We start from the raw sequence: 25,127 nt of genomic DNA on the forward strand, positions 1-25,127 counted from the left end.
TAAAACTATATTTCGTAATATTTAATTACGAAATTTCGTTGTTAACTAAATTTAGGTGTAAAATGGAAGATCAAAAATTAATGCACTCTGATTTGATTTATTTAACTCCTCAAAGAACTATGGAAATTGTACTTGATACAATTAGCGAAATAATTCCTTATGAACTTGCCGTCATTTTAAGCAAAGAATCAAACAATACATTGAAAGTAAGATACTTACGAGGACCTCTTGTTAATGATGATTTAAAAAATTTTGAAATATCACTTTACCATAGGCCTGAACTGCTTGAGGTTTTAAATGCAGGCCAGGTCAAATTAGTAGAAGAGACAAAAAACCCAGAACATAAAGACACATATTCAGGTGTAGTAAATTTACCAATTGGACATTCTTGCATGCTTGCACCCCTAAAAATTAATGGAGAGTCACTTGGATTGATGACACTTGACCACAGTCAGTGTGATATGTTTACTCCTCAACGAGTAAACATTGCAAACTCTCTTTCAAAATTAATTGCTCTTGCACTTGCTCAAACAATTGTAAATGATTCTTTAATGAACGAAAGGGAAACTTTAATTTTTGAACGCAATTCCTTAATCACTGATATAAATTCTGTTTTTGAGGGACTTGTTGGAAATTCTCCAAAATGGCTTCAGGTAATTGAAAAAATAAAATTGGTCGCTCCTACAGAATCTCATGTTATGATTCTTGGAGAAACTGGAACTGGAAAAGAACAGGTTGCAAAAGCAATTCATGCATTATCGAAAAGGTCAAATAAACCTTTTATTACTTTAAACTGTTCTGCCCTCAATTATAATCTTGCAGAAAGTGAATTATTTGGACATGAAAAAGGAGCTTTTACAGGTGCTGTATCTTCAAGACGAGGAAGATTTGAATTAGCTGATGGTGGAATTTTATTTCTTGATGAAATTGGTGATTTGCCACTCGACATCCAACCAAAATTATTAAGAGCAATTCAGGAAGGAACATTTGAAAGATTAGGAGGAGAAAAAACCATTCATGCTGATGTTAGAATAATTTGTGCTACAAACGTAGATTTGGAACAAAAAGTTAAAGAAGGAAAATTCAGAGAAGATTTATTCTATCGATTAAATGTATTCCCAATTTATCTTCCACCTCTTAGAGAAAGAAAAGATGATATTTATCTTTTAGCAAATTACTTTCTTGAAAAACTTTCTAAAAAATTCAGTAATAAAAAATTCCTTTTAACAGATGAAGCAATTAAAATTCTGAAAGAAAATTATTGGGCAGGCAATGTAAGAGAACTTCAAAATACACTTGAAAGAGCTGCTATTTTAAGTGCTGATGGAATTATTAAACCTTCTCATTTAATTTTTGAAAAACATTTTTCAAGTAAAAATATAATTGTTGACGAAGCTACAATTGGTTCTTTTGAAGATGAAACAAGAAAAATAATTCTAAAAGCTCTTGATATTTGCAATGGTAAAATTTATGGAAAAGATGGAGCTGCTGCTTTACTAAAACTTAAACCCACAACTCTTCAAAGTAAAATGAAAAAGTTAAAAATTACGTACAGGTGAATTAATTGGCTTTATAAATCTAAGTAGCCAATAATAAAATTAAACACATATTCTGCAGATTTATAAAATTCATTTAGTTCAATATGCATTAATCTGATAAATTTAATTTTAATCTAAATGTTGACCAATTAAGATATTTTTTCATGATTAAAATTAGAGTATTTTTGAACTGGGATTTATAAGTTATTAATGGAATTGGATAAAAAATATTTGGAACATTGCTTAGAGCTTGCACTAAAAGGAAAAAACAAAGTAGAACCAAACCCTCTTGTTGGTGCAGTAATTGTAAAGGATGGTAAAATTTTATCTGAAGGCTGGCATGAATATTTTGGCGGTCCACATGCAGAAGCAAATGCAATAAAAAATGCAAAAGAGGAACTCGAAGGAAGCACACTTTATTGCAATTTAGAACCATGCAGTCATACAGATAAAAAAACTCCTCCTTGTGTACCTTTAATAATAAAAAATAAAATATCAAGAGTTGTAATTTGCACACTTGACCCAAATCCAAAAGTAAACGGAAATGGTGTTAAACAACTTCAAGAAGCCGGAATAATTGTAGATATTGGTGTACTTGAAAATGAAGCAAGGGAATTAAATAAAAAATATTTCGAACAATTTATTAAAAAAAATGTTTAGCGGTATAATTGAAGAAATAGGACAGATTCAAAAAATTGATTTTATAAGTGGTGGTATTAAATTGACAATATCTGCCAATAAAATTTTAGAAGATGTCAAAATAGGTGATTCAGTTTCTGTTGATGGAATATGTCTAACTATTACATCATTTAATAAAAATTCTTTTACTGTTGATGCTGTCGGAGAAACTCTTAAGAAAACAACACTATCAACAACAAAAAATAAATCTTATGTTAATCTCGAAAGAGCAATTAGATTTAACGAAAGAATTGGAGGACATTTAATTCAAGGGCATATAAATTCAACAGCAAAAATTACTCAACTAAAAAAAATTGGAGAAAATTTTTTACTTCAAATTGAATTGCCAGATGACTTAATGAAATATATAATTAAAGAAGGTTCAATTGCAGTTGATGGTATAAGTTTAACTGTAGCTGATATAATTGATAATAAAATAAATATTTCGATTATTCCTCATACATGGCAGAATACCACACTTAAATACAAAAAAGGAAATGATTTAGTAAATATTGAAGTTGATTTTACAGCAAAGTATATAGAAAATTTTATTAAAAATTATTTATCACAAAAAAATGAAATTAGTGAAGAGATGTTAAAAAAATTAGGTTATTGAAAATGGAAGAATTTAGAAATTTAGAAACAATCAAAAATGCAATCAAAAAATTCCGCAATGGTGAAATGATTATTGTTATTGACGACGAAGACCGCGAGAACGAAGGTGATTTAATAATGGCTGCAGAATTTGTAACCCCAGAAGCAGTGAATTTCATTACAAGAGAAGCGCGCGGTATTCTTTGTGTAGCAATTACTCCTGAAAGAGCACAGGAATTAGAACTCCAGATGATGGTTAAAGAAAATACTTCAATTCATCAAACACCATTTACAGTATCAATTGATTATATTCACGGAACAACAACTGGAACTTCAGCATTTGATAGAGCAAAAACCATCAAAGCAATAACAGATAAAAATGTAAAACCGGAAGATTTTGCTAAACCTGGTCATATCTTCCCACTTGTTGCAAAAAAAGGAGGAGTCCTTAAAAGAGCAGGACACACTGAAGCTGCAGTTGACCTTGCAAAACTTGCAGGTTTGTATCCAGCAGGTGTTCTGTGTGAAATACTTGACAGTGATGGTTCGATGTGTCGAGGTGAAAACTTACAAAAATTTGCCGATAAGCATAATCTGAGTATAATTTCAATTGCAGATTTAATTGAACACAGAAGACGAAAAGAAAAATTAGTTCGTAAAATTGTTGAAGTTAATCTTCCATCAAAATATGGAGACTTCAAATTACATTTGTACGAAAACATATTAGACCCGAATGAAAATGCTATTGCATTGGTCAAAGGAAAGATTGATAATGGTGAACCTGTTCTTGTTAGAGTTCATTCAGAATGTTTAACTGGTGATGTTTTTGGTTCGTTAAGATGTGATTGCGGCGACCAATTAGCAACAGCTCTTAAAATGATTGAAAAAGAAGGGAGAGGAATTCTTCTTTATATGCGTCAGGAAGGTAGAGGAATTGGACTGGTAAATAAATTAATTGCATATTCAATACAGGAAAAAGGAAAAGACACAGTTGAAGCAAATGAAGCACTCGGTTTCAAAGCTGATTTAAGAGATTATGGAATTGGGGCTCAAATATTAAAAGACCTTGGAATTTCTAAGATTCGTTTAATGACAAACAACCCCAAGAAAATTGTAGGATTAAAAGGCTATGATCTTGAAATTGTTGAACGAGTCCCAATTGAAATTCCAGCAAATGAAAAAAACAGAAATTATCTTAAAACAAAGAAAGAAAAACTTGGACATTTATTAAATGAACAAACCTTAAAAAGTATTTTACCAGAATAAATGGAGGAAAAATGGCTGAAGTAGTTCAGGGTTATCTTAATGCAAAAGGGAAAAAATTTGCAATTGTAGTCTCCCGATTTAATGAGCTGATTTCAAATCAGTTATTAAATGGAGCGAACGACTGCTTGATTAGACACGGTGCTGATGATAAAGACATAAAAATTTACTGGGTCCCCGGTTCATTTGAAATTCCATTTACTGCAAAAAAAATTGCATTAACAAAAAAATTTGATGCAGTAATTTGTCTTGGTGCAGTAATTCGCGGTGCAACACCACACTTTGAATATATTGCTGCTGAAGTTTCTAAAGGGATTGCTAATGTGGGATTAGAAACAGGAATTCCTATCGTCTTTGGAATTATTACTTCAGATTCAATGGAACAGGCATTGGAAAGAGCAGGTGTAAAAGCTGGAAACAAAGGTTGGGATGCAGCTCTTACTGCAATTGAAATGAGCGATTTGATGAACAAAATTTAAAAACAAATAACCAACTATTTATTTCACTAAATAATTTTATTGAAAACTAAAGCCACCAATTCATATTTCAGGTGGTTTTAGTTATTCCCGTTATTAACTAAGTATCTTTTAATTTTTTGCGTTGTTGTTTTTTCAAATTCTTTTTCTCTTATATAAAACTTTTTAATCTGCTTGTAACTTGCTAATTGTTTATTAACTTTTTCAACTTCCTCTGAGATAATTTTATGAATTAATTCCTCCGTTATTTCTACTTTTTTATTCTCCGCATATTCAATCAATGCTTCGGCATCAACTACAATTTTTGCTGCAATAATTTCATCCTGTTTTGAGTCCTTTTCACCATACACAAGTGATTCAAGAATAAATGGACTTCTGTTCAATATATCTTCAATTTCTTCCGGGAAAACATTCTTTCCATTTTTTGAAATAATAACATTTTTCTTTCTCCCATTAATATGAAGAAATCCATCTTCGTCAATGTATCCAACATCCCCTGTCTTAAACCATCCGTCAAAGAATGCCTCATTTGTAGCTTTTTCATTTTTATAATAACCAATCATTACATTTGGACCTTTAGCCCATATTTCCCCGCTCCCATTTTCATCTGGATTATGAATTTTAATTTGAACATGAGGAAGTGGCAGTCCTGCTGCATCATCTTTGAAATTATCCAGACGATTTAATGCTAAAATTGGAGATGTTTCAGTCAATCCATATCCCTGAATAAAAGTAAAGCCAAACTCACGCAATCCCTTTGCTACCAATGGATCTGGAGCAGCACCACCTGCAATAAAAATTCTTATCGAACCACCAAATTTTTCATGAAGTTCTGCAAAAATTTTTTTCTTTATATCTTTTAATCCAACAAAAGAAAAAAGATTTGTTAATTTTAGTAAAGGCGGAACAATAATTGATTTCAATTTATCTTCTTTTATCCCTTTGATAATTCTTCTGAACATTTTATCATAAAGTAAAGGAACACCAAGTAAAATTGTTGCATGAACTTTTTGAAGGTCATCCACTACAGTTTTTAACGAACGGGCATAATGAGCAGATGCACCTGCATAAAGCGGGCATAATAATCCACATGTGCATTCATAAGTATGATGCATTGGCAATACGGATAAAAACCTGTCCTTCTCATCAATTAAAATCATGCTTACCATATCCATTAAATTTGATGCAAGATTTCTTTGTGACAACATAACTCCTTTTGCTCTCCCAAGTGAACCAGATGTAAAAATTATTTCGGCAAGTTCATCAGGATTAATTTTTGGTAATTCATTAATCGAAATTGGTTTTGCATTTTTAATCAAATCAGACATTATTAAAAAACTTTTATCTTCACTTGTCGGGTCCATACAAATAAAATGTCTCAATTTCTTTAAGAAGCTTTTCCCTTCTGCCATCATACCTGCAAAACTTCCAGAAAAAATTATTGCTTCAGAATCAGATTCATGAATAATATTCATTATTTCATTTGTTGTTAAATTTCTGTCAATTGGGACAACAACATAATTAAAACACATTGCAGTTAAATAACTAATAGCCCATTGAACTCTATTTTCTCCAATTAGTGCAATATGAGTTCTTTCTTTAATCCCAAGTTGATTAAGTGCACTGCCAAATCTTAAAATATTATCGAGCAGCTCATTGAAAGTAACTTTTTTAATTGGAGTATCGTTAAGATCTTCAAGAGCTAATTTTGAGCCAAATTTTCTTGCAGATTGCAGAATCATATCTTGAATTGATTCGATATGAGGAACATCGAAATATTTCATTTCTTTTTTCATAATATTATTATCTATTTTAATTGAGGATTAACAAAATCATAATACACTGCTCTTTGATATTTCTGAAATAATAGCTTTAATAAGAGTATAAAATTTTTCTACATCTGTAATCTTAACTCTTTCATCTGGTGAATGTGCCCCCTCGATAGTAGGTCCAAGAGAAATCATATCAAGCCAGGGAAATTTATCAATTAAAATTCCGCATTCTAATCCAGCATGAACTGCTTTCACATGTGGTTCTGTTTCAAATAATTTTTGATATACTTCTTTAGAAATCTTGAGCAACTTAGAATTGATATTTGGCTGCCATGCTGGATATTTATCTTCAACATTTACATCTGCGCCTGCTAATTCAAAAACTGCTCGAATAGAATTTCCAATATTTCTCTTTGCACTTTCGATTGAACTTCTTTGACTTGTTCCAATTTTCAAATATCCATCTTCCATAGTGATGGTAGCCAAATTTGTCGAAGTTTCCACGAGACCTTCTATATCAGCACTCATTGAAATAACACCGTGTGGAACAGCAAGTAATAAATTAATTACTTTTTTTAAGAAGTCATCAGCAAAAACATTTTTGTTAATGTCATAATTTTCTTTTCTTTCGAAAATTATTTTTATATCATCTTCTTTGTTTTTATACTCAAGTGTCGTTTCAATTGTAAAAGCGTTAACAATTTCGATTGCTTTTATTTCATCTTCTGGATTAAGCCATAAAATTGCCTCAGCTTCTCGAGGAATAACATTTCTTCTCGAACCGCCATTCAAATAACTTATCTGATAATTAACTGCTTCAAGATTTTTCAGAATGAATCCTAATAACTTAATTGCATTTGCCCTGCCTTCATGAATATTAATTCCAGAATGTCCCCCCCTTAAGCCGGATATAAATAAGTAATATGGTTTATATTTTGGATTCAATTTCCCGTAATTAATTTTTAATGAACCAATTGTATCCATTCCTCCAGCACAACCAATATAAAATGCTCCATCTTCTTCAGTATCAAGATTCAATAAATATTTTCCTGATATAAAATCATTTTGCAAATTATTTACGCCTGTTAGACCTGTTTCTTCATCAACTGTAAATAACAATTCGATTGGACCATGTTCAAAAGTATCATCCAATGCTATTGCAAGAGCAGCTGCCACACCAATTCCATTATCAGCCCCAAGTGTAGTTCCATCAGCTTTAAGCCATTCTCCTTGTTTAATTAATTTAATTGGGTCTTTATCAAAATCATGAATTATTTCTTTATTTTTTTCACATACCATATCGAGATGGCTTTGCAATACAATTGTTGGTGCATTTTCGTAATTAGGTGTTGGTGGTAAATAAATTAGAATGTTCCCTGTTTGGTCTTCTTTAAAACTAAAGTTGTGTTGACCTGCAAAATTTTTGATGTATAATCTAATTCTTTCTTCATGTTTTGATTGGCGGGGTATTTGACTTATTTCAAAAAATCTTTTCCACAAGATTTGAGGTGAAAGACCTTCAATAACTTCATAAGACATAAATTTCTCTCTTAGTTATGTCGTATATTTAAAATATCGCCATCCTTAACAATGTATTCTTTACCTTCGAGGCGCCAGGCTCCTGCTTCTTTACATTTACTGAAAGAACCATACTTTATAAAATCATCATAATGAACGACTTCGGCTCGAATAAATTTATTATAAAAGTCAGAGTGAATTACTCCTGCAGCCTGTTGAGCATTGTAGTTTTTCTTGATTGTCCATGCTCTGCATTCATCTTCGCCTACTGTAAAGAAAGATTGCAATCCAAGCATTTCATAAGAAGTTCGCAAAATTTTACTCAATGCAGATTCCTTAATTCCATAATCTTCCATGAAAATTTTCTGGTCATCCTCATTCAATTTTGAAAGTTCGAGTTCAATTTTAGCAAAGAATGGAATTATCGGAACATTCATTTTATTTAATTTCTTTCTTATTTCTTCTACATCACTATCTACAGTTTGAATGGCATCTTCATCATAATTAATTGCAATTGCAAGAGGTTTTAGTGTAATTAATTGAAACCCAGCTAACAACTTTAATTCATTATCATCAAGATGGAGTGCTCTTAATGGTTGCTCTTTTTCACAGTGAGCAAAACATTTTTCTATTACAGGGTATTCTCTTTTTAATCTCTCATCTTTAGATTTTTGTAAATCTTTTTTTAGCTTTTCAAGACGATTCTCAAGAAATGCTAAATCCGAAAGAAGAAATTCTGTTTCCAGAAATTCAATATCTCTAACAGGATTAATATCGCCAAGAGGATGAATTATAGTATCATCACGAAAAGCACGAATTACATAAAATAATGCATCATTGTTTCTAACACTATTTAAAAAAGTAGAAGTAATTTTAACTTTGTTGTCATCAGACATTCTTAAACCAGGAATATCAAATACTTCTATTGTAGCATTAACTTTCTTTTTAGGATTGAAAATTTTCGTCAGGTTATCCAAGCGCTCGTCAGGTACTTTTACTACTTCTACGGCTGCTTCTTCTTTTATTGCACTGTGTTGTGAAGAACTTTTCGAAAGTGTATGAAATAAAGTTGTTTTACCAGAATATTGTAAACCAACCAAACCAATTTGCATTCTGCTTTCTCAAAAATTAATTTCAAAATTTGTGTTTATTAATATAATAAATAATGCATAAGATAAAGAGCCAAATAACAAGAAAATTATATGCTTACTAGTTAAACCAGAAAGTAAAATTTAATTTATGAAACAATCTGTGTATGCAGTGCTATTTCTTCTAATATTGAAGTTACTTTTAAACAATCACTCAATTCACCTGAAAAGACTACAGTTTTTCCTTTCACATGTGCTTCAAAAGTATATTTGCGGGCTTGTTCATAACTGCAGCCAATTGCTTTAATTAATTGTTGAATAACTTCATCAAATGTATGAATATCATCATTGTAGAGAATAACTTTGTAAGGAAGATTAACTGTGACTTCTTCTTCAATTACAGGTTCTACTTTACCAGGTTTTAACTCTTCCATAACTTATTCTCCAATTTCTTCCCTAAATTATAAAAATGAATCCAAAAAGTGAATTCAAAAAATATACTTCATTAAATTCCTGAACTCTTATATGAGCAAATTAATTTAAATAAATACAAAAAACATTTTATATTATTTTTGAAAATTCAATTGTGTGATAATATATTTCAACATCAAGATTGAACATTTTTGGAGGATAGATGAAAATAGCAGTTTGCATCAATCATGTTCCGGACACAGCAGCAAAAATCAATATCAGCAGCGATGGCAAAAATATTGATTCTACAGGCGTAACTTATGTATTAAATCCTTACGACGAATTTGCAATTGAAGAAGCACTTAAGACCAAAGAAAAATTTGGAGGCGAAACGGTAGCAATTAGTCTTGGCGGTGAAGCAAATAAAGAAACTTTAAGAAAAGCATTGGCTATGGGAATTGATGAAGCAGTGTTATTAAAAGATGAGAGCTATCGTGATTCGCTGTCGGTTGCAAAAGCTCTTGCCGACGAAATTAAATCTCAAGGAGCAGAAATTGTTTTCTTTGGTAAGCAGTCTGTTGATTATGATAATTCAACTGTTGGACAACTTGTTGCTGAACTATTAGGTTATAATTCTGTTTCTACAGTGGTTGAGTTAAACATATCAGAAAACAAAATCATTGCTGCAAGAGAAATTGAAGGCGGCAAGGAAGTAGTAGAAACTTCGCTTCCAGTTGTAATTACTGCACAAAAAGGATTGAACGAACCGAGATATGCATCGCTGAAAGGAATAATGGCTGCAAAGAAAAAAGTAATAGCCGAAAAACAACCTTCATATTATCAAAATTATGTTGAAGTAATTGAAATGAAGAAGCCTGCACCAAAACAACAGGGCAGAATTTTAGGAACAGATGTTTCGGCTGTTTCCGAGTTAGTCCGTTTATTGAAAGAAGAAGCAAAAGTAATTTAGGGTGAAAATATGGCAAATAAAATTTTAGTTTTCCTTGAACAAAGAAATAATCAAATAAAAAAATCTTCATTCGAAGCTGCAAAAGTTGCTTCCGATATTGCGAAGAAACTTAACTATGAAATAGAAGCAGTAATAATTGGAAATAACATTGAAAATATTGAAGAAACTGGAAATTATGGAGTTAATAATGTTGTTCACTTCAAAAATTCACAATTAGAAAATTATTCTACTTCTGCATATACAAAAATTTTATTTAATTATTTCAATGAAACTGATGCTGAAATTTTATTTATATCCGGAACGGCATTAGGTAAGGATTTAGCTCCACATATTTCTGCAAAATTAGATTGTGGATTAGTTAGCGATTGCATAGCTTTAGAATACAGAAACAATGAGTTAATTGCTACGAGACCAATTTTTGCTGGAAAAGCTTTGATGGATGTAAAAATTAGTAGTCCACAAAAAATATTTGTACTTCGGCCAAATGTTTTTAAGGCTGAAAAAGTTTCTGATACAAAAGCTGAAGTAAAAATAATTAATGCAGAAGATATAGATTTATCAACAAGAGTAATCGAAATCAAAAAATCAGATGGAAAACTTGATGTTGCAGAAGCAGATATCATAGTTTCAGGTGGAAGAGGAATGAAAGGACCGGAGTATTTTAATCTTGTAGAACAATTAGCAGAAGTATTAGGCGGGGCTGTGGGAGCTTCGCGTGCTGTAGTTGATGCAGGTTGGCGTCCACACAGTGAACAAGTAGGACAAACAGGCAAAACCGTCGCCCCAACTTTATATATTGCTCTTGGCATTTCAGGTGCAATTCAGCATCTTGCAGGTATGAGATCTTCGAAATATATTGTTGCTATAAATAAGGACAAAGATGCTCCAATTTTTCAAATTGCAGATTATGGAATCATTGGTGATGTTTTTGAAATTGTTCCGTCATTAATTGAAGAAATTAAAAAAGTGAAATCAAATTGAACAAAGTACAAGTAGAAATATTAGGATTATCAGCAAGCCCTTCCACAGGAGGGGCTTATGCTTTACTTCTCAAAGAAGTTTATGGCATACGACGCCTTCCAATCATCATTGGTTCTTTCGAAGCTCAATCAATTGCTCTCGAAATGGAAGGCATAAAAGCACCACGACCTCTTACTCATGATTTGTTAAAAAGTGTCATTGAACATCTGGGTGGAACTGTTACAGAAGTAATTATAGATGAACTCAAAGACAATACTTTTTACGCAAAAATTAAAATCGAAATCTCATCTTTTACTCATGAAATTGATTCTCGTCCAAGTGATGCAATTGCTCTTGCAGTAAGAACTGGTTCTCCAGTTTATGTTGCAGAAGATGTGATGAGACTTGCTTCATTTGTTCCATCAAGTGAAGATATTGAAGAAGAAACCCCTGAAGAAGAAAATCCAGAAGAGGAAGAAGACAAACCTGTTAAAAAATCGTCAAAAGAAGCAAGATTAGCTGAATTACAGGACCAGCTGAGAGAAGCTATAGAAAAAGAAGATTACGAACGCGCAGCAAAATTGAGAGATGAAATTAATAAGATTAAAGGACAGCAGAATTGAAAATTTCTTGTCTTCTATTAATTAAAAGCAACTTTCCCAATTTCACACTCAAGACATTTTCCTTTCGAACAATAACTTCTAAATAAATCAATCATTCCTTGTGAAAGTATTGTTTTATTAATGTGTTCATTTAAGGAAAGAGCAGCTCCCACATCTGTTATAATTTGATTTTCAGATTTCTGCTCATAGATACTATACACTTTCATTATTTTCTTTGGAAGAATCTTATTACCAAATATCTCAAAATAAACTGCAAAAAAAGGTAGAATTACATTAATTACAATTTCATCTGCACGAGTTGCTCCAACAAAATACTTAATTTCATTTTTTGCTAATTGATTGAACACATAATGATTTTTCCAGTAGCCTTCGGATTTGATTACAAAAAGCGAACGCAGAGAATTAATCAATACTGTCAATTTCTGTATTTCAGAAATTTTCTTTGCAATTAGTCCAATTAAATCTTCATGTAAAATTTCGTTTAGAATTCTTGCTCCAGCCGCAATTCTTATTGTCGGAAAGTTTTGAGGCCTAAGTCTGAAGAAATGCCATTGAGTCTCACTCATATACTTTCCATCATAGAATGGTTTTATCGAATTCCAATGAAGCAGGATACTATCAAGATATTTTTTGCTTTCTTCTTCATTAACTTCTTTATTTGAATTTATCAATCCAGATATATAAAACAATGCAGCTTCAAATTTCTGAATAATTACACCATCTCTGTCTATCTTTTTAAGAAAATCAATATTTGCATATTGAGCTAATGTTGTCATAGGAACTTTATTTTTTGAGTAGCCAAGCGCTTCAAAAACAAGTTCATAGAATAACTGCTGCCATACTTCTTTGTTCGAAAAGTCAGAATGCTTGAACTGTCGTTCGTGAAATTTTGGAGTTAATTCGTAAGAGATTGCAGGTTCTTTTATGTTTAATTCTTTCAAAAATTGTAGTTCTTTAAGTCGTTCATAAATTCTTTTGCATTTTTTATTAAATCTTTCTATCCCCAACTTAGTTAAAAATTTTTCTTTTACTTCAAATGGAACAATTCGATTTGCTTCAGAACATTTAAGCAAACTGATTGTATCTTTCTTATCAACATCTATACTGCTTTTTAATTTTTCTATAGTTTCGTCATGAATTAAATTTGATAAGCAGATTGAAGGGACTTTTCTTCCATTTCTCGTATAAACATAACTATGATTATTTTTATTAGTAAGTGTTACATGAAGAATTACGCTGTTATATTTATTGTCGATATTATGCCCGTGTGTCTTCCAGTCCGAATAATCAATATCAATTTCAACATCACCCACATAAGTAAGATTTCCAATTCTAATTCGAGCATTTTTAAAATCAGGTCCTGCTGAATTTTCGTTGCGGCTACCTTTGTCGATTATAAAGATATCATCGCCATTATCTGCTTCAATGATTTCATTAAAATGGTGTTTTTGCCAGATTTCGTAAAGAATGCTCTCTTGAATTTTTTGTTCTGAACCCATTGGTCCGTTATATTCTTTTTATTTAGAAAAGAATTGTCTTTGCTACGGCACTTCAAATTAACACAATATTTTTCCAAATGCTACTGTTTTCTTTTTAAGCTTTGAATTATAGAATTCATCTTTTCAATTTCACTTCTGATTGTCTCGGGAAACGAACTTGAATTATCACAATAAATTAAAGAACGACTAATATTTATCAAATAATTCTGATTATTCGCAGTATCAAATATTTTTACAACATCTTCAAGACTGCCGCCCTGAGCACCTACTCCAGGAAGAAGAACAGGCAAATCTCCAAATAGATTTATATTATCTTCCAGTTCTTTCGAGTTTGTTGCACCAAAAACAATCCCGCAATTTTTATTTTGATTCCATTCTTTTACCTTTTCAATAATTCTTTGAAAAACAAATTTGTCGTCGTTAAGTTTTAATTTTTCAAAATCCTCTGCTCCTTTATTCGAAGTAAGAGCAAGAATAAAATTAAGTTTATCCTTAAATTGCAAAAAAGGTTCAAGTGAATCAAAACCCATATAAGGATGTAGAGTAACAGCATCACATTTGAAATAATTAAAAATCGATTCAGCATACATTTGTGATGTATTTCCTATATCGCCGCGTTTTGCATCACCAATAATCAGTATGTCTTTTGGAATTAATTCAATTGTAGCTAAAAGATTTTCAATTCCTAGCAATCCATCTTTTTCATAAAATGCAAAATTTATTTTAAAGGCTGCAGCTGATTCGTATGTATTTTCTATTACAATTTTATTGAATTCAACAACTGGATTTTTTGAATTTCTTAAATACTCAGGAATTTTATTAAAGACAGTATCAAGTCCAACACAGACATGAAAATTATTATGAATTTTTTGATTTAATTTTTCCTGTGCAGTCATAGTTTTATTTAGAATTAAGTATGAAGTTTTCTATTTCTATAAATATTTAATACAATGCCAAGCAAAATCATATTTGACAATAAAGAACTTCCACCATAACTCAAAAATGGAAGAGGCAAACCAATAACAGGAGTCAAACCTAAATTCATTCCAATATTAATTGCAAAATGTGAAAATAACAAACTCAAAAAACCAATGATTATTAGAGCACTAAATTTATCTTTTGCAAGCGAAGATAATTTAAGAAGTCTGATAAAAATTATGAGGAATAGAATTAAAACAATTATGCTTCCTAAAAATCCAAATTCTTCACCTATAACACAATAAATAAAATCAGTCCATTGTTCGGGAATAAATCTCAGCTGAGTTTGATTACCCTGCATAAATCCTTTGCCCAATAGACCACCTGAACCAATTGCAAGTTTAGCTTGAAGAGCATTATATCCCGAACCAAGGGGGTCGGCAGAAGGGTCTAAAAATGCTGTTATTCTTTTTTGTTGGTGAGGTTTAAGAATTTTATATACATAATCGAAAAAGAAACTTGCCCCCAGATTCATCACAAATACTATGATGCTGTTAAAAATATCTCTTTTGAATAAAAATAAAGCAACAACAACTCCAGCAAGAGATAGAACAAAAGTAAAAGTTCCGAATAGAGAAGCAAAAGTTACTATAACAGGAGAAAGAACCACGAACAATCCAAACAAACTTATTCCGCTCCAGTAAATTAATGATAAAGTAATAATTGCAAATACAATTGCAGTGCCTGTATCTGGTTCTAATAAAATCAATATTAACGGGACAAAACCAATCATCAATGCAATTCCAATATCCGGGATGTTATTTATATCTCTATCTTTATAAGTTAACCAGTAAGCCAATGCCAAAATAGTTCCAATTTTAGCAAACTCTGATGGTTGAAAGCCAATAGGACCAAAGTCAAGCCAGCTTTTTGAACCATAAACTGATTTACCTATAAATAAAACAAGCACCAAAAGAAAAATTGAAGATGCATAAAAAGGAATCGTAAATTTCTTAAATGTTTGTTGTGGAAGTGAATAGATAATCAAAAAAATTATCAGAGATACTAATACAAAAAATACTTGCTTGAGAAAATTACCACTTGCAGTTGGATGATTAACTGTAGAACTATATATAGCCACTAATCCTATTGCAATTAGAATTATTGCAGGAATAAAAATCATCAAATCAAATTTGTCATTTAACTTATAATCAATTTTCACTTTTATTCTTTCCTGATTTTACTAATGCACTTATATAAGCAGGTTTTTCAATTTTGATTTTATCTTTTTTTAAATAAGCTTTAATTATATCTCTTGCTATAGGAGCAGCATTAACACTGCCAAAACCAGCATTTTCTACAATAACAGCTATTGCAATCTTAGGATTTTGATATGGTGCAAAACCAATAAAAATTGCATGGTCTTTTCCATGTGGATTTTGAGCAGTTCCAGTTTTTCCGGCTATTTCAATATCAGGCATTCTAATGTTGGTTGCAGTTCCTGCTCCATTAACAACACGAAACATTGCTCTTCTTACAATATCAAACGATTTTTTACTTATTCCTATATCGAAATATTCAGGTTTTACTTCAAAATATTTTCCAGTTTTTGTTTCTATGTAACCTTTTAAGAAATGGGGTTTAGCTGTTCTTCCATAATTAGCAATCAACGCAGCATATTGTGCTAATTGAATTGGAGTAACACTCAGTTCTCCCTGACCAATTCCTAAACTTACTAATATCCCCTTAGGCCATCTGTCTTTACCAAAAACCTTATCATAATATTCTCTTGTTGGAACAATTCCAGGAGATTCCTCGCTAATATCAACACCTGTTTTTTTCCCAAAGCCTAATTTTTTAGCATACTCTGACCATTTATCAATTCCAATTTTTAATGCTAATTGATAATAAAAAGTATTGCATGATTTTTCGATTGAAGTGATTATATCAATACTTCCATGAACATGAAGACATTTAAAAAATCTATCTCCATACTGAAAACCGCCACCGCAGTATGCTCTATAGTTTGTATCGATTATTCCTTCTTCAAGCGCTGCTAAGGCTGAAACCATCTTGAATGTTGAACCAGGAGAATAGATTGACATTGTAGCACGGTTGAACAATGGTTTATTTTCATCTGAGTTTAATTTTTTCCATACTTCATTTGATGTTACAGTAGCAAACTCTGCAAGGTCATATTGAGGTGAACTTAATAATGCAAGTATTTCACCTGTTGATGGTTCGATTGCAACAACAGCTCCGCGTTTATCAACAAATAATGATTCTGCTGCCATCTGTGCATCTTTATCAATGGAAAGAACTAAATCGTAACCTTTAATTGCAGGTTTATCATGTTCCCCATTTTTATAACTGCTAATAATCTTTTGCCGAGAATCTACTAACACATATTGAATCCCTTTTTCACCTCGAAGAAAATCTTCATAAGTTTTTTCAATTCCTACAAACCCAATCTCATCACCCATCATATATTTATTCTTTTTTTTCTGAAGCAAATCTGCAGGTATCTCTTTTGTATATCCAAACATATGAGAGCCCATAACACCATATGAATAATCTCTCTGAGTTTCAATAACATAATCTACACCGGGAAGTCTACTTGCATTTTCTTCGTACCATGCAATTATTTTAAATGGAATATCTCTTGCAATTCTCCTCGGAATATAACGTGAATATTGCTGTGTCTGTTTAAGTATTCTATCAATATAACCAGGTTGCACACCCAGAATTGTTTCAATGTATGGAGATAATTTTTTATCATATTCAGCAGGTGTGATTCTTAGAGTGAATGTTGGTTTGTTCCCAACAAGTATATTATGATTTCTATCGTAAAGAACACCACGCGGTGCAATCTGATAAACTGGTTTAACACTGTTTTCGTTTGCTTTGGTTGAATAAGTTTTTTCCTGCAGTATCTGCATATTAAACAATTGCAAAGCCGATATGCAAAAAAATCCAACTATGATTACAAAAATTATTCTCGCTCTTAATGATGAACCAAAGCCAGAATCGTTCATCTTAATTCCCTTCTTGTATTAAATAAAATTACAGGCAAAGCAAAAAATGCAGTATAAAGTCCTGGTAATATACCTCCTTCGAGTATAATATAAAAAATATTCAATTCATCATAAGAACTTGATAAAAGATTATATAAAAATGAATTTATTGTTGCCGAGATGAGAACAATTATAATAAATTCATTTGTTGCAGTATTAATTTCTATTTTATTCTCATTGAAAAAATATCCTGCAATAAATCCAGAGATTGTAAAAGAAAACATAAATGCACCTAATAATCCACCTGAAATTGAATCATATAAAAAGCCAAGCACAAATCCCAACAGTGTGCCATACATCTGACCATACTTTAATGTAAAAAAACAAATTAAAATAATAATCAGATTAGGAGTAATTGCGTCAATGGATAAAAGTGGCATTACAACAAGCTGAACTGAAGCAAGCGGAATAAATAATAAAATTGGTTTTAAAAAATTCCAGAACATAATTATTTCTTCAATAAATTCATTTCTAAATTATTAATTTGTTTGCTTGGGACAATCTTTATTACAAATAAATTGTCTACAGAGTTAATATCAACAAATGGCTTGACACTTAGATTATGAAGCAAACCAATTGGAACAGATTCTCGTTTAGAAATAATTCCAACAGGAATATGCGGCGGAAATATTGTACTGAAATCAGAAGTAATAATGCTATCTCCAATTTTAACTTCATAAGTTGATGGAACATTTTTAATTATTAACTCATTACCATTCCAGCTTAACACCCCATCGACATTCAATCTTTCAATTGTTACAGCTATATTGAGATTATTATTATACAAAGTTCTTACAACAGAAAAATTTTTTGAAGTATCTACTACAATTCCAATCAAACCTTTATTATTTATAACGGGCATTCCAATTAAAACTCCATCATAAGAACCTCGATTGATAATAAAATTTCCTTGAGTTTTATTTACAAGTTTAGAAACGACATCAGCACTTAACAACTGAAATTTGCTTGTATCTTTAAAATTCAGCATTGAGCGAAGATTATCGTTTTCTAATCCTTGTTTTCTCAGTTTATTTATTTCAAGCATCAATTTAGCATTTTCTTCTTCAAGTTCTTTAAGTGAAAAATCATTTTTGAGAAATGATAAAGGATAGTTCAGAATTTTATTAAAGAAAGCATAGTTGCCAAATGCAAAAGTTCGAATTTTTTTTATTGCGGGTTTTTCGTTTGTTGAAAACAGAGATATGCTAATTATTGAAAGGAATACAACTAAAAAGTATTCTTTGAAATTATTTATAATTCTTCTTAAAAATTTTATCATCAGTAAGTTCTTTTACGTATAAACACCTTAGAATATTTGTTCATATTTTCGAGTGCTTTGCCTGTTCCACGAACAACAGCAGTTAATGGGTCATCTGCAACATGAACAGGTAAGTTAGTCTCCATTCTTATTCTCTCATCAAGGCCTTTCAATAAAGCACCTCCACCTGTAAGCATAACGCCACGGTCAAGAATATCAGCTGAAAGTTCTGGTGGAGTTCTCTCAAGAGTTTGACGTACTGCTTCTACAATTTGAGTAATACTTTCATTTAAAGCTTCTCTAATTTCTACAGAACTAACTTCTGTAGTTTTTGGTATACCACCAACTAAATCTCTCCCTTTAACTTGAATTGTTATTTCTTCTTTTAAAGGAACAGCAGAACCAACTTCACATTTAATTGCTTCAGCGGTTCTTTCTCCAATTAACAAATTATAATTTTTCTTAAAGAACTGCATAATTGCATTGTTCATTTCATCCCCTGCAATTCGAATTGATTCTTCATTAACGATACCGCCAAGTGCAATTACAGCTATTTCTGTAGTGCCCCCGCCAATATCAATAATCATATTGCCAACTGGAGCTTCTACGTCAATGCCAATTCCAATTGCAGCTGCCATAGGTTCTGCAATCAAATGTACTTCCTTTGCACCTGCATGTTCAGCTGCATCTCTTACGGCTCGTTTTTCAACTTCAGTTACACCACTTGGAACAGCAATAACAATTCTTTTAGAAGTAAATGAATTGGGAGTTACTTTTTTAATAAAAGCTCGAATCATACCTTCTGCAATTTCAAAATCTGCAATAACACCATCACGCATTGGTCTTGTGACTCTTATATCGCGATGTTCTCGCCCCTGCATTTCTTTAGCTTTATTTCCAAGTTCAATAATTCTTTTTGTGTTCCTATCAAATGCCACTATTGATGGTTCATTTAACACAATTCCTTTACCTTTGATATAAATTAAAGTATTTGCAGTACCAAGGTCTATTGCAACATCTGTTGTAAATAAATCAAATAATCCCATAATTCCTCTTAATGTTTAAAATTTCTGATTCCTGTAAAAATCATTGAAATATTTTTTTCGTTAGCTGCTTTAATTACTTCGTCATCTCGAACAGAGCCGCCAGGTTGTATTACTGCAGTTATTCCGTGTGATGCAATTTCGAGCAAACCATCTGCAAATGGGAAAAATGCATCTGATGCGGCAACTGCACCATTCAAATCGTGTCCAAATTCTTTTGCTTTCATAGCTGCAATCTTTGCTGAATCTAAACGTGACATTTGACCTGCTCCAACGCCAATTGCTTTTTTCTCTTTTACAAATACAATTGCATTAGATTTTGTATGCTTGCAAACAACCCATGCCAATTTTAAATCCTCAAGTTCTTTTTCGCTGCATTTTCTTTCGGTTACGTATTTTAACATTGATTCATCAAGTTTCGAGTTATCTTTTTCCTGAATAAGTAATCCACCAGGAACACTTTTTACCACTAATTCATCTTTATCAAGATTTTTTTTCACTTTAATTAATCTACGATTTTTTTTTGTCTTTAACTTTTCCAATGCATTTACGGAATAAGAAGGAGCACAAATAATTTCTAAAAATATATCATTCAATTTTTCTGCTGTATCTTCATCCACTTCTGAATTAAAAGCAACTATTCCTCCAAATGCAGAAATTGGGTCGCATGATAATGCTTTTTCGTATGCACTTTTTACATCATTACCAATTGCTGCACCACATGGGTTTGTATGCTTAATAATTGCACAACCATACTTTTCCATTTCAGTTACTAGTTCAACCGCTGCAGTTAAATCAACAATATTATTATAAGAAAGTTCTTTCCCATGAAGCACTTCAAAATAATCTTCAAAGTTTCCAAATAGATAAGCTTTCTGATGAGGATTTTCACCATATCTTAAATCAAAAGAAGATTTATAATTCAATCTAATTTCTTTTTTTGGTTGATTAAACTCTTTCTCAAAATAATTTGCAATTAATGTATCATAATATGATGTATATGCAAAAGCAGCATAAGCTAATTTTTCTCTGGTTTCTAAACTGATTTCACCTTTTTTTAATTCATCTAAAAATTCATCGTATTGCTCTGGGTTTGTAAGCACAGAAACATACTTATAATTTTTTGCAGCAGCACGAATTAAACTTGGTCCCCCAATATCTATATTTTCAATTTTCTCTTCGAGTGAAATATCATCACGATCCACAACTTTAGGGAAAGGATAAAGATTTACACAAACAATATCAATTGGAACTATATTATTTTCTTCTGCTTGAATTTTGTCTGTTTGATTATCCCGCCGCATCAATATACCACCGAAAATTTTGGGATTAAGAGTTTTAACTCTTCCCGAAAAAATTTCTGGATAAGAAGTAAATGAACTTATTTCAATGCAATCAATTTTGTGTTCTATCAAAAGTTTTGCTGTATTACCAGTGGCAAGTATTTTGTAATTGAGGAGATTTAATTCTTTTGCGAATTCAATAATTTTAGTTTTGTCAGAAACACTTATTAGAGCTAACTTTTCCAATTTTACTCCCCTTAATTATTCTAATACTAATACGCGATTATTTTCTATTACAACTTTATTATCTGCAAATTTTTCTACAACAAATGGAAGTAGTTCGTGTTCTATTTTCAAAACTCTTTCAGCAATTTCTTCTGGAGATTTAACATCACTAATATCAACTGCTCTTTGAGCAATTATTTTTCCATTATCATAAATTTTATCCACAAAGTGAACTGTTGCGCCGGATACTTTAGCCGAAGAATTAAATACTGCTTGATGCACATTAATTCCATACATCCCTTTGCCACCAAAAGATGGAAGCAATGCAGGATGGATATTAATTATTTTATTTTCAAAAGCATCTACAAATTCATCAGGAATTTTCTTAAGAAAACCTGCTAAAACTATCAGTCCCACATTCATTCTTTTCAGTTCATCAATTAAGTTAAAGTAAGTAATAAAATTTTCTTTTTCTTTCGTGCTGACAAAATAAACCGGTATATTTTTTTCTTCAGCGAATTTAACTGCTGGACAATCTAATTTATCACTTACAATTGCAGCTATTTCTACCTTCGATTTTGGTACTTTCTCGTAAATAGCCTTTAAGTTTGAACCCCGTCCTGATACAAATACTGCAATTTTTAACATAAAATTAATCTTACCAAAAATTATCTAATATGATATGAATAATCAATGAAATCATTTAGAATCATTGTTTAATTCTATTAAGTTTTCTTTTTAGATTTTCTATTAAAGATTGAATATAATCTCTAAACTCATAATCATTACTTTCTTCAGCTACAGCAAGATATTTTTTTGCATTTTCTTTATCATTTAAGAAGTAACTGCATTTAGCTATTATAAAGTTTGCAAAAGGCACAGTCCATTTTTCTCTTTTAACTTCCAATTCTATAACATCTTTTGCATATTTTACTGCATCCTGTAAATTTCCAAGATAAAGCGAGGCTTCACTCAAATAAATCAATGCAAGATTTTTTCGACCATTATTTATAGATTCAATTTTTGATTTTATGCTATCATAAGCAATTTTGTACCAACCTGCATCAATATAATTTTTCATTCTAATTAGGAATAAGTCAACTGAGGAAATACCTTTATCAATGAAATATTCACTTTTTTCTTTTGCATAGGCATCTTCGAATAAATCTGCATTACCTTCGTTAGCTCTGTTAAGATACTTGTTATACTCATTATCATCATTCAACATTTTATAACTTAATGCAATATTTAATGCTGCACTACTCTTTAAATCTGTTTCTTTTGTAGTTTTAAGAAAGTTTTGATAATGCTGAATTGCTTTTTCGAACTGATTTTTCTTAAAGTAAATTTCACCTTTACGATAATTAGCAAAAGATGTCACCTGCGGAAAATATTTATTATTAAGTTTTATTACATTATTCAATACTTTTAGAGCATTATCTAATTTTTTATCTCTAATTAAAGTAAGAGCATATTGATAACGAAATAAAGAATTATTTGGATAATTAGAAATAAGTTTTCTTAATAAACTATAAGAACTATCATAGGCAGCAAAATAATCCGAGTAAATTTTTGCAAGATGAAACTCGACTTCTGTTTTGTTAAGAATTCCTTTTCTATAAGCAGTTTTAATATAATTAAACCCTTTGTACTTATCTGAAGAAAGACCGGTAAGGTCTACAGCCCATTTCAAAAAGTCTGGCACAAAACTCATAGCATAATTAAAAAGTCCAAGGCCAAAATATGCATCATAGAATTTAGGATTTATCTTTAATGCTTTTTCATAATAATCGATAGACTTTTTACTATACCACAAAGCATCAACAGAAGAATTATTAGTTGCACTAATCATTGCCCGCCACGAGGCAAGATTTCCTGCCATGTAGGCAATTCTAAAATTATTTTGATTTATTTCAAGGAGTGAATCTATTTTGTTTTGAGCAAGTTCTGCATACTTATTGAATTCAGTTAAATGATGTTCATCTCTGCTTCCAAGAAAACACCAGAAATGAATTTGAGCTAAATGAAAATATCCATGCGGTAAATTTGGAGCTCTTTTAATTACACGATTAAAAATTTTTTCTGCGGAATCTATTTCCATATTGTAGGCTTTAAAGATGCCTTGTTGAATCAATTGATTGGTAGTTGATTGAGCTTCGGATTTATTAAAGAAAATAATTGTTATAAAAATGGCCAAAAGAAATTTTTTCAATTTTTATTTTTCTCCTTTGAAAATTGATAAGCAGCTCTTACAAATTCTCGAAAAAGTGGATGAGCTTTTGTAGCTCTGGATTTCAGTTCAGGATGAAACTGACATCCAACAAACCACGGATGATTTTCAAGTTCAATCATTTCAACTAATTTTTCATCAGGTGAAAGTCCGCTGAATATCATTCCATGTTGTTCGAGAATTGGTCTAAATTTATTATTGACCTCATAACGATGTCTATGGCGTTCAGAAATTTTTTGTTTTTTATATGCTTCGTAAGCTTTGGTTTTCTTTTTAAGTATGCATGGGTAAGCACCCAACCTCATTGTAGCACCTTTCATTTTCACTCTTGCTTGGTCAGGCATAATATGAATAACATTAAAAGCATTATTTTTTGTGAACTCCGCACTGTTAGCTTTTTTAAGTCCACATACATTTCTTGCAAATTCTATTACTGCGCATTGCAGACCAAGACAAATGCCGAAAAATGGAATATTATTTTCACGTGCATATTGAATTGCAAGAATTTTTCCTTCAATTCCTCTTTCGCCAAAACCACCTGGGACAAGTAAACCATCATAATCTTTCAAAATTGATTCGGGTCCTTTTGATTCAACTTCTTCCGAGCTAATAAAATCAGCTATAACTTTTACATTGTTCTCAGCTCCTGCATGAACAAATGCTTCTGAAATACTTTTATATGCATCTTTATTTTCTACATATTTTCCGCAAACTGCAATTTTAACTTCCTCAGTTGAATTTTTGATTTTATCTACAAAAGATACCCACTTTTCAAGATGAAGATTAATATCCGGTAATTTTAATTTATCAAGAATAATCCTATCTAATTCCTGTTCATAAAGAATTAATGGTACTTCATAAATTGTTGAACAATCATAAGCAGAGATTACTGCTTCTGGTTTAACATTTGTAAACAAAGCTATTTTATCACGAATTTCTTTTGATAATTTTTCTTCTGAACGACAAACTAAAATATGAGGTTGAACTCCAAGTTCTAATAAATTTTTAACACTATGTTGAGTTGGTTTAGTTTTCATTTCACCTGCAGAAGAAATATAAGGCACAAGCGTTACATGAACACTAATAGCATTTTTTCTTCCCATCTCAAGCATAATTTGCCGCATTGCTTCAATAAAAGGTAAGCTTTCAATATCACCCACAGTTCCACCGATCTCTGTAATAATTATATCATACTTCCCTGATTCGCCAAGAAGTTTCATTCTTCTTTTAATTTCATCAGTAATATGAGGAATTACCTGAACTGTAGCTCCAAGAAAATCTCCTCTTCTTTCTTTTGTTATTACTTCATAATAAACCTGTCCTGTGGTTGTATTATTTGCACGCGTCATATCAACATCAAGAAATCTCTCGTAATGACCTAAATCTAAATCTGTTTCAGCTCCATCATCTGTCACATATACTTCTCCATGCTGAAATGGATTCATGGTACCCGGATCGACGTTAATGTATGGGTCAAACTTTTGAATAGTTACACTATAGCCGCGCAATTTCAAAAGAAGACCAATTGAAGAAGCTGTTATTCCTTTCCCTAATGAAGAAACAACGCCTCCAGTTATAAAAATATACTTAACTTTCTTTTTGTGGGACATTAAACTTCAATATTATGGTAGAAAATCTCGGGTTGAAAAATAACAAAAATTGTTCATTTGTCTATCAAAATTCAGAAATGATTATCAAAAAAATTT

General features: G+C 31.2%; 23 protein-coding genes. 8 read left to right on the top strand and 15 right to left on the bottom strand.

All coding sequences use genetic code 11. From position 1 onward, the window contains the following. The first annotated feature begins 62 nt into the window (after positions 1-62). The 5 genes from VJY32_RS03915 (at position 63) to ribH (ending at position 4,552) form a co-directional block, all read left to right on the top strand. Positions 63-1,559 (top strand): sigma-54-dependent Fis family transcriptional regulator, encoded by a 1,497-nt coding sequence (locus VJY32_RS03915; protein ID WP_353676582.1) that lies wholly within the window; start codon positions 63-65, stop codon positions 1,557-1,559. 189 nt (positions 1,560-1,748) lie between these two features. Continuing rightward, on the top strand, positions 1,749-2,198 hold the full coding sequence (gene ribD, locus VJY32_RS03920; protein WP_353676583.1) for a bifunctional diaminohydroxyphosphoribosylaminopyrimidine deaminase/5-amino-6-(5-phosphoribosylamino)uracil reductase RibD: 450 nt from the start codon (positions 1,749-1,751) through the stop codon (positions 2,196-2,198). Then, complete coding sequence (locus VJY32_RS03925; RefSeq protein ID WP_353676584.1) at positions 2,191-2,832, top strand: riboflavin synthase; 642 nt, start codon at positions 2,191-2,193, stop codon at positions 2,830-2,832. Before ribD ends, VJY32_RS03925 begins: the two co-directional genes overlap by 8 nt. Positions 2,833-2,834: 2 nt before the next feature. Further along, the gene (locus VJY32_RS03930; RefSeq protein WP_353676585.1) at positions 2,835-4,076 is read left to right on the top strand and encodes a bifunctional 3,4-dihydroxy-2-butanone-4-phosphate synthase/GTP cyclohydrolase II; all 1,242 of its coding nucleotides are present in this window, start codon (positions 2,835-2,837) and stop codon (positions 4,074-4,076) included. 11 nt (positions 4,077-4,087) lie between these two features. Beyond that, on the top strand, positions 4,088-4,552 hold the full coding sequence (gene ribH, locus VJY32_RS03935) for a 6,7-dimethyl-8-ribityllumazine synthase (protein WP_353676586.1): 465 nt from the start codon (positions 4,088-4,090) through the stop codon (positions 4,550-4,552). 77 nt (positions 4,553-4,629) lie between these two features. Here ribH and VJY32_RS03940 read toward each other — a convergent pair whose 3' ends face one another. From VJY32_RS03940 to VJY32_RS03955, 4 genes are all read right to left on the bottom strand, one after another. After that, complete coding sequence (locus VJY32_RS03940; RefSeq protein ID WP_353676587.1) at positions 4,630-6,345, bottom strand: AMP-dependent synthetase/ligase; 1,716 nt, start codon at positions 6,343-6,345, stop codon at positions 4,630-4,632. A gap of 36 nt (positions 6,346-6,381) precedes the next feature. Beyond that, positions 6,382-7,860, bottom strand: a complete 1,479-nt coding sequence (locus VJY32_RS03945; protein WP_353676588.1) for an aminoacyl-histidine dipeptidase — start codon at positions 7,858-7,860, stop codon at positions 6,382-6,384. Positions 7,861-7,871: 11 nt separating this feature from the next. Continuing rightward, a complete protein-coding gene (gene ychF / locus VJY32_RS03950) occupies positions 7,872-8,951 on the bottom strand; it encodes a redox-regulated ATPase YchF (protein WP_353676589.1) in 1,080 nt (359 codons plus the stop codon). Positions 8,952-9,076: 125 nt separating this feature from the next. After that, a complete protein-coding gene (locus VJY32_RS03955) occupies positions 9,077-9,361 on the bottom strand; it encodes an ATP-dependent Clp protease adaptor ClpS (protein ID WP_353676590.1) in 285 nt (94 codons plus the stop codon). A gap of 200 nt (positions 9,362-9,561) precedes the next feature. On the opposite strand from VJY32_RS03955, the gene VJY32_RS03960 reads away from it, so the two are divergent. The 3 genes from VJY32_RS03960 to VJY32_RS03970 are packed head-to-tail and all read left to right on the top strand — an operon-like array spanning position 9,562 to position 11,891. Continuing rightward, a complete protein-coding gene (locus VJY32_RS03960) occupies positions 9,562-10,308 on the top strand; it encodes an electron transfer flavoprotein subunit beta/FixA family protein (RefSeq protein WP_353676591.1) in 747 nt (248 codons plus the stop codon). 9 nt (positions 10,309-10,317) lie between these two features. Beyond that, on the top strand, positions 10,318-11,289 hold the full coding sequence (locus VJY32_RS03965; protein WP_353676592.1) for an electron transfer flavoprotein subunit alpha/FixB family protein: 972 nt from the start codon (positions 10,318-10,320) through the stop codon (positions 11,287-11,289). Beyond that, on the top strand, positions 11,286-11,891 hold the full coding sequence (locus VJY32_RS03970) for a bifunctional nuclease domain-containing protein (RefSeq protein ID WP_353676593.1): 606 nt from the start codon (positions 11,286-11,288) through the stop codon (positions 11,889-11,891). Before VJY32_RS03965 ends, VJY32_RS03970 begins: the two co-directional genes overlap by 4 nt. Before the next feature lie 17 nt (positions 11,892-11,908). On the opposite strand, the gene VJY32_RS03975 is transcribed toward VJY32_RS03970, so the two are convergent. The 11 genes from VJY32_RS03975 to pyrG all read right to left on the bottom strand — a co-directional run bounded on the left by VJY32_RS03975 (position 11,909) and on the right by pyrG (position 25,031). Next, positions 11,909-13,390 (bottom strand): DUF2851 family protein, encoded by a 1,482-nt coding sequence (locus tag VJY32_RS03975; RefSeq protein WP_353676594.1) that lies wholly within the window; start codon positions 13,388-13,390, stop codon positions 11,909-11,911. Positions 13,391-13,470: 80 nt separating this feature from the next. After that, the gene (gene pyrF / locus VJY32_RS03980) at positions 13,471-14,286 is read right to left on the bottom strand and encodes an orotidine-5'-phosphate decarboxylase (protein WP_353676595.1); all 816 of its coding nucleotides are present in this window, start codon (positions 14,284-14,286) and stop codon (positions 13,471-13,473) included. A gap of 14 nt (positions 14,287-14,300) precedes the next feature. Further along, positions 14,301-15,530, bottom strand: a complete 1,230-nt coding sequence (rodA, locus tag VJY32_RS03985) for a rod shape-determining protein RodA (RefSeq protein WP_353676596.1) — start codon at positions 15,528-15,530, stop codon at positions 14,301-14,303. Then, positions 15,520-17,343: a penicillin-binding protein 2 gene (mrdA, locus tag VJY32_RS03990; protein ID WP_353676597.1), complete on the bottom strand. Its 1,824-nt coding sequence runs from the start codon at positions 17,341-17,343 to the stop codon at positions 15,520-15,522. The genes rodA and mrdA overlap by 11 nt, the downstream gene beginning before the upstream one ends. Further along, entirely contained in the window at positions 17,340-17,828 is a 489-nt protein-coding gene (mreD, locus tag VJY32_RS03995) for a rod shape-determining protein MreD (RefSeq protein ID WP_353676598.1), read from the bottom strand. The genes mrdA and mreD overlap by 4 nt, the downstream gene beginning before the upstream one ends. 2 nt (positions 17,829-17,830) lie before the next feature. Next, on the bottom strand, positions 17,831-18,661 hold the full coding sequence (mreC, locus tag VJY32_RS04000; protein ID WP_353676599.1) for a rod shape-determining protein MreC: 831 nt from the start codon (positions 18,659-18,661) through the stop codon (positions 17,831-17,833). Next, positions 18,661-19,686, bottom strand: a complete 1,026-nt coding sequence (locus tag VJY32_RS04005; RefSeq protein WP_353676600.1) for a rod shape-determining protein — start codon at positions 19,684-19,686, stop codon at positions 18,661-18,663. Before VJY32_RS04005 ends, mreC begins: the two co-directional genes overlap by 1 nt. Positions 19,687-19,694: 8 nt before the next feature. After that, positions 19,695-21,212 carry a bifunctional phosphoribosylaminoimidazolecarboxamide formyltransferase/IMP cyclohydrolase gene (gene purH, locus VJY32_RS04010; RefSeq protein WP_353676601.1) on the bottom strand — a complete coding sequence of 506 codons (1,518 nt, stop codon included), beginning with the start codon at positions 21,210-21,212 and terminating at the stop codon, positions 19,695-19,697. Between the two features lie 15 nt (positions 21,213-21,227). Beyond that, positions 21,228-21,839: a phosphoribosylglycinamide formyltransferase gene (gene purN, locus VJY32_RS04015; RefSeq protein WP_353676602.1), complete on the bottom strand. Its 612-nt coding sequence runs from the start codon at positions 21,837-21,839 to the stop codon at positions 21,228-21,230. A gap of 61 nt (positions 21,840-21,900) precedes the next feature. Then, positions 21,901-23,403: a DUF6340 family protein gene (locus VJY32_RS04020; protein ID WP_353676603.1), complete on the bottom strand. Its 1,503-nt coding sequence runs from the start codon at positions 23,401-23,403 to the stop codon at positions 21,901-21,903. Further along, positions 23,400-25,031: a CTP synthase gene (gene pyrG, locus VJY32_RS04025; RefSeq protein WP_353676604.1), complete on the bottom strand. Its 1,632-nt coding sequence runs from the start codon at positions 25,029-25,031 to the stop codon at positions 23,400-23,402. Before pyrG ends, VJY32_RS04020 begins: the two co-directional genes overlap by 4 nt. Positions 25,032-25,127 lie beyond the last annotated feature (96 nt).

The sequence above is a fragment of the Rosettibacter primus genome (assembly GCF_036860675.1).
In the GTDB taxonomy this organism is placed as follows: domain Bacteria; phylum Bacteroidota; class Ignavibacteria; order Ignavibacteriales; family Melioribacteraceae; genus Rosettibacter; species Rosettibacter primus.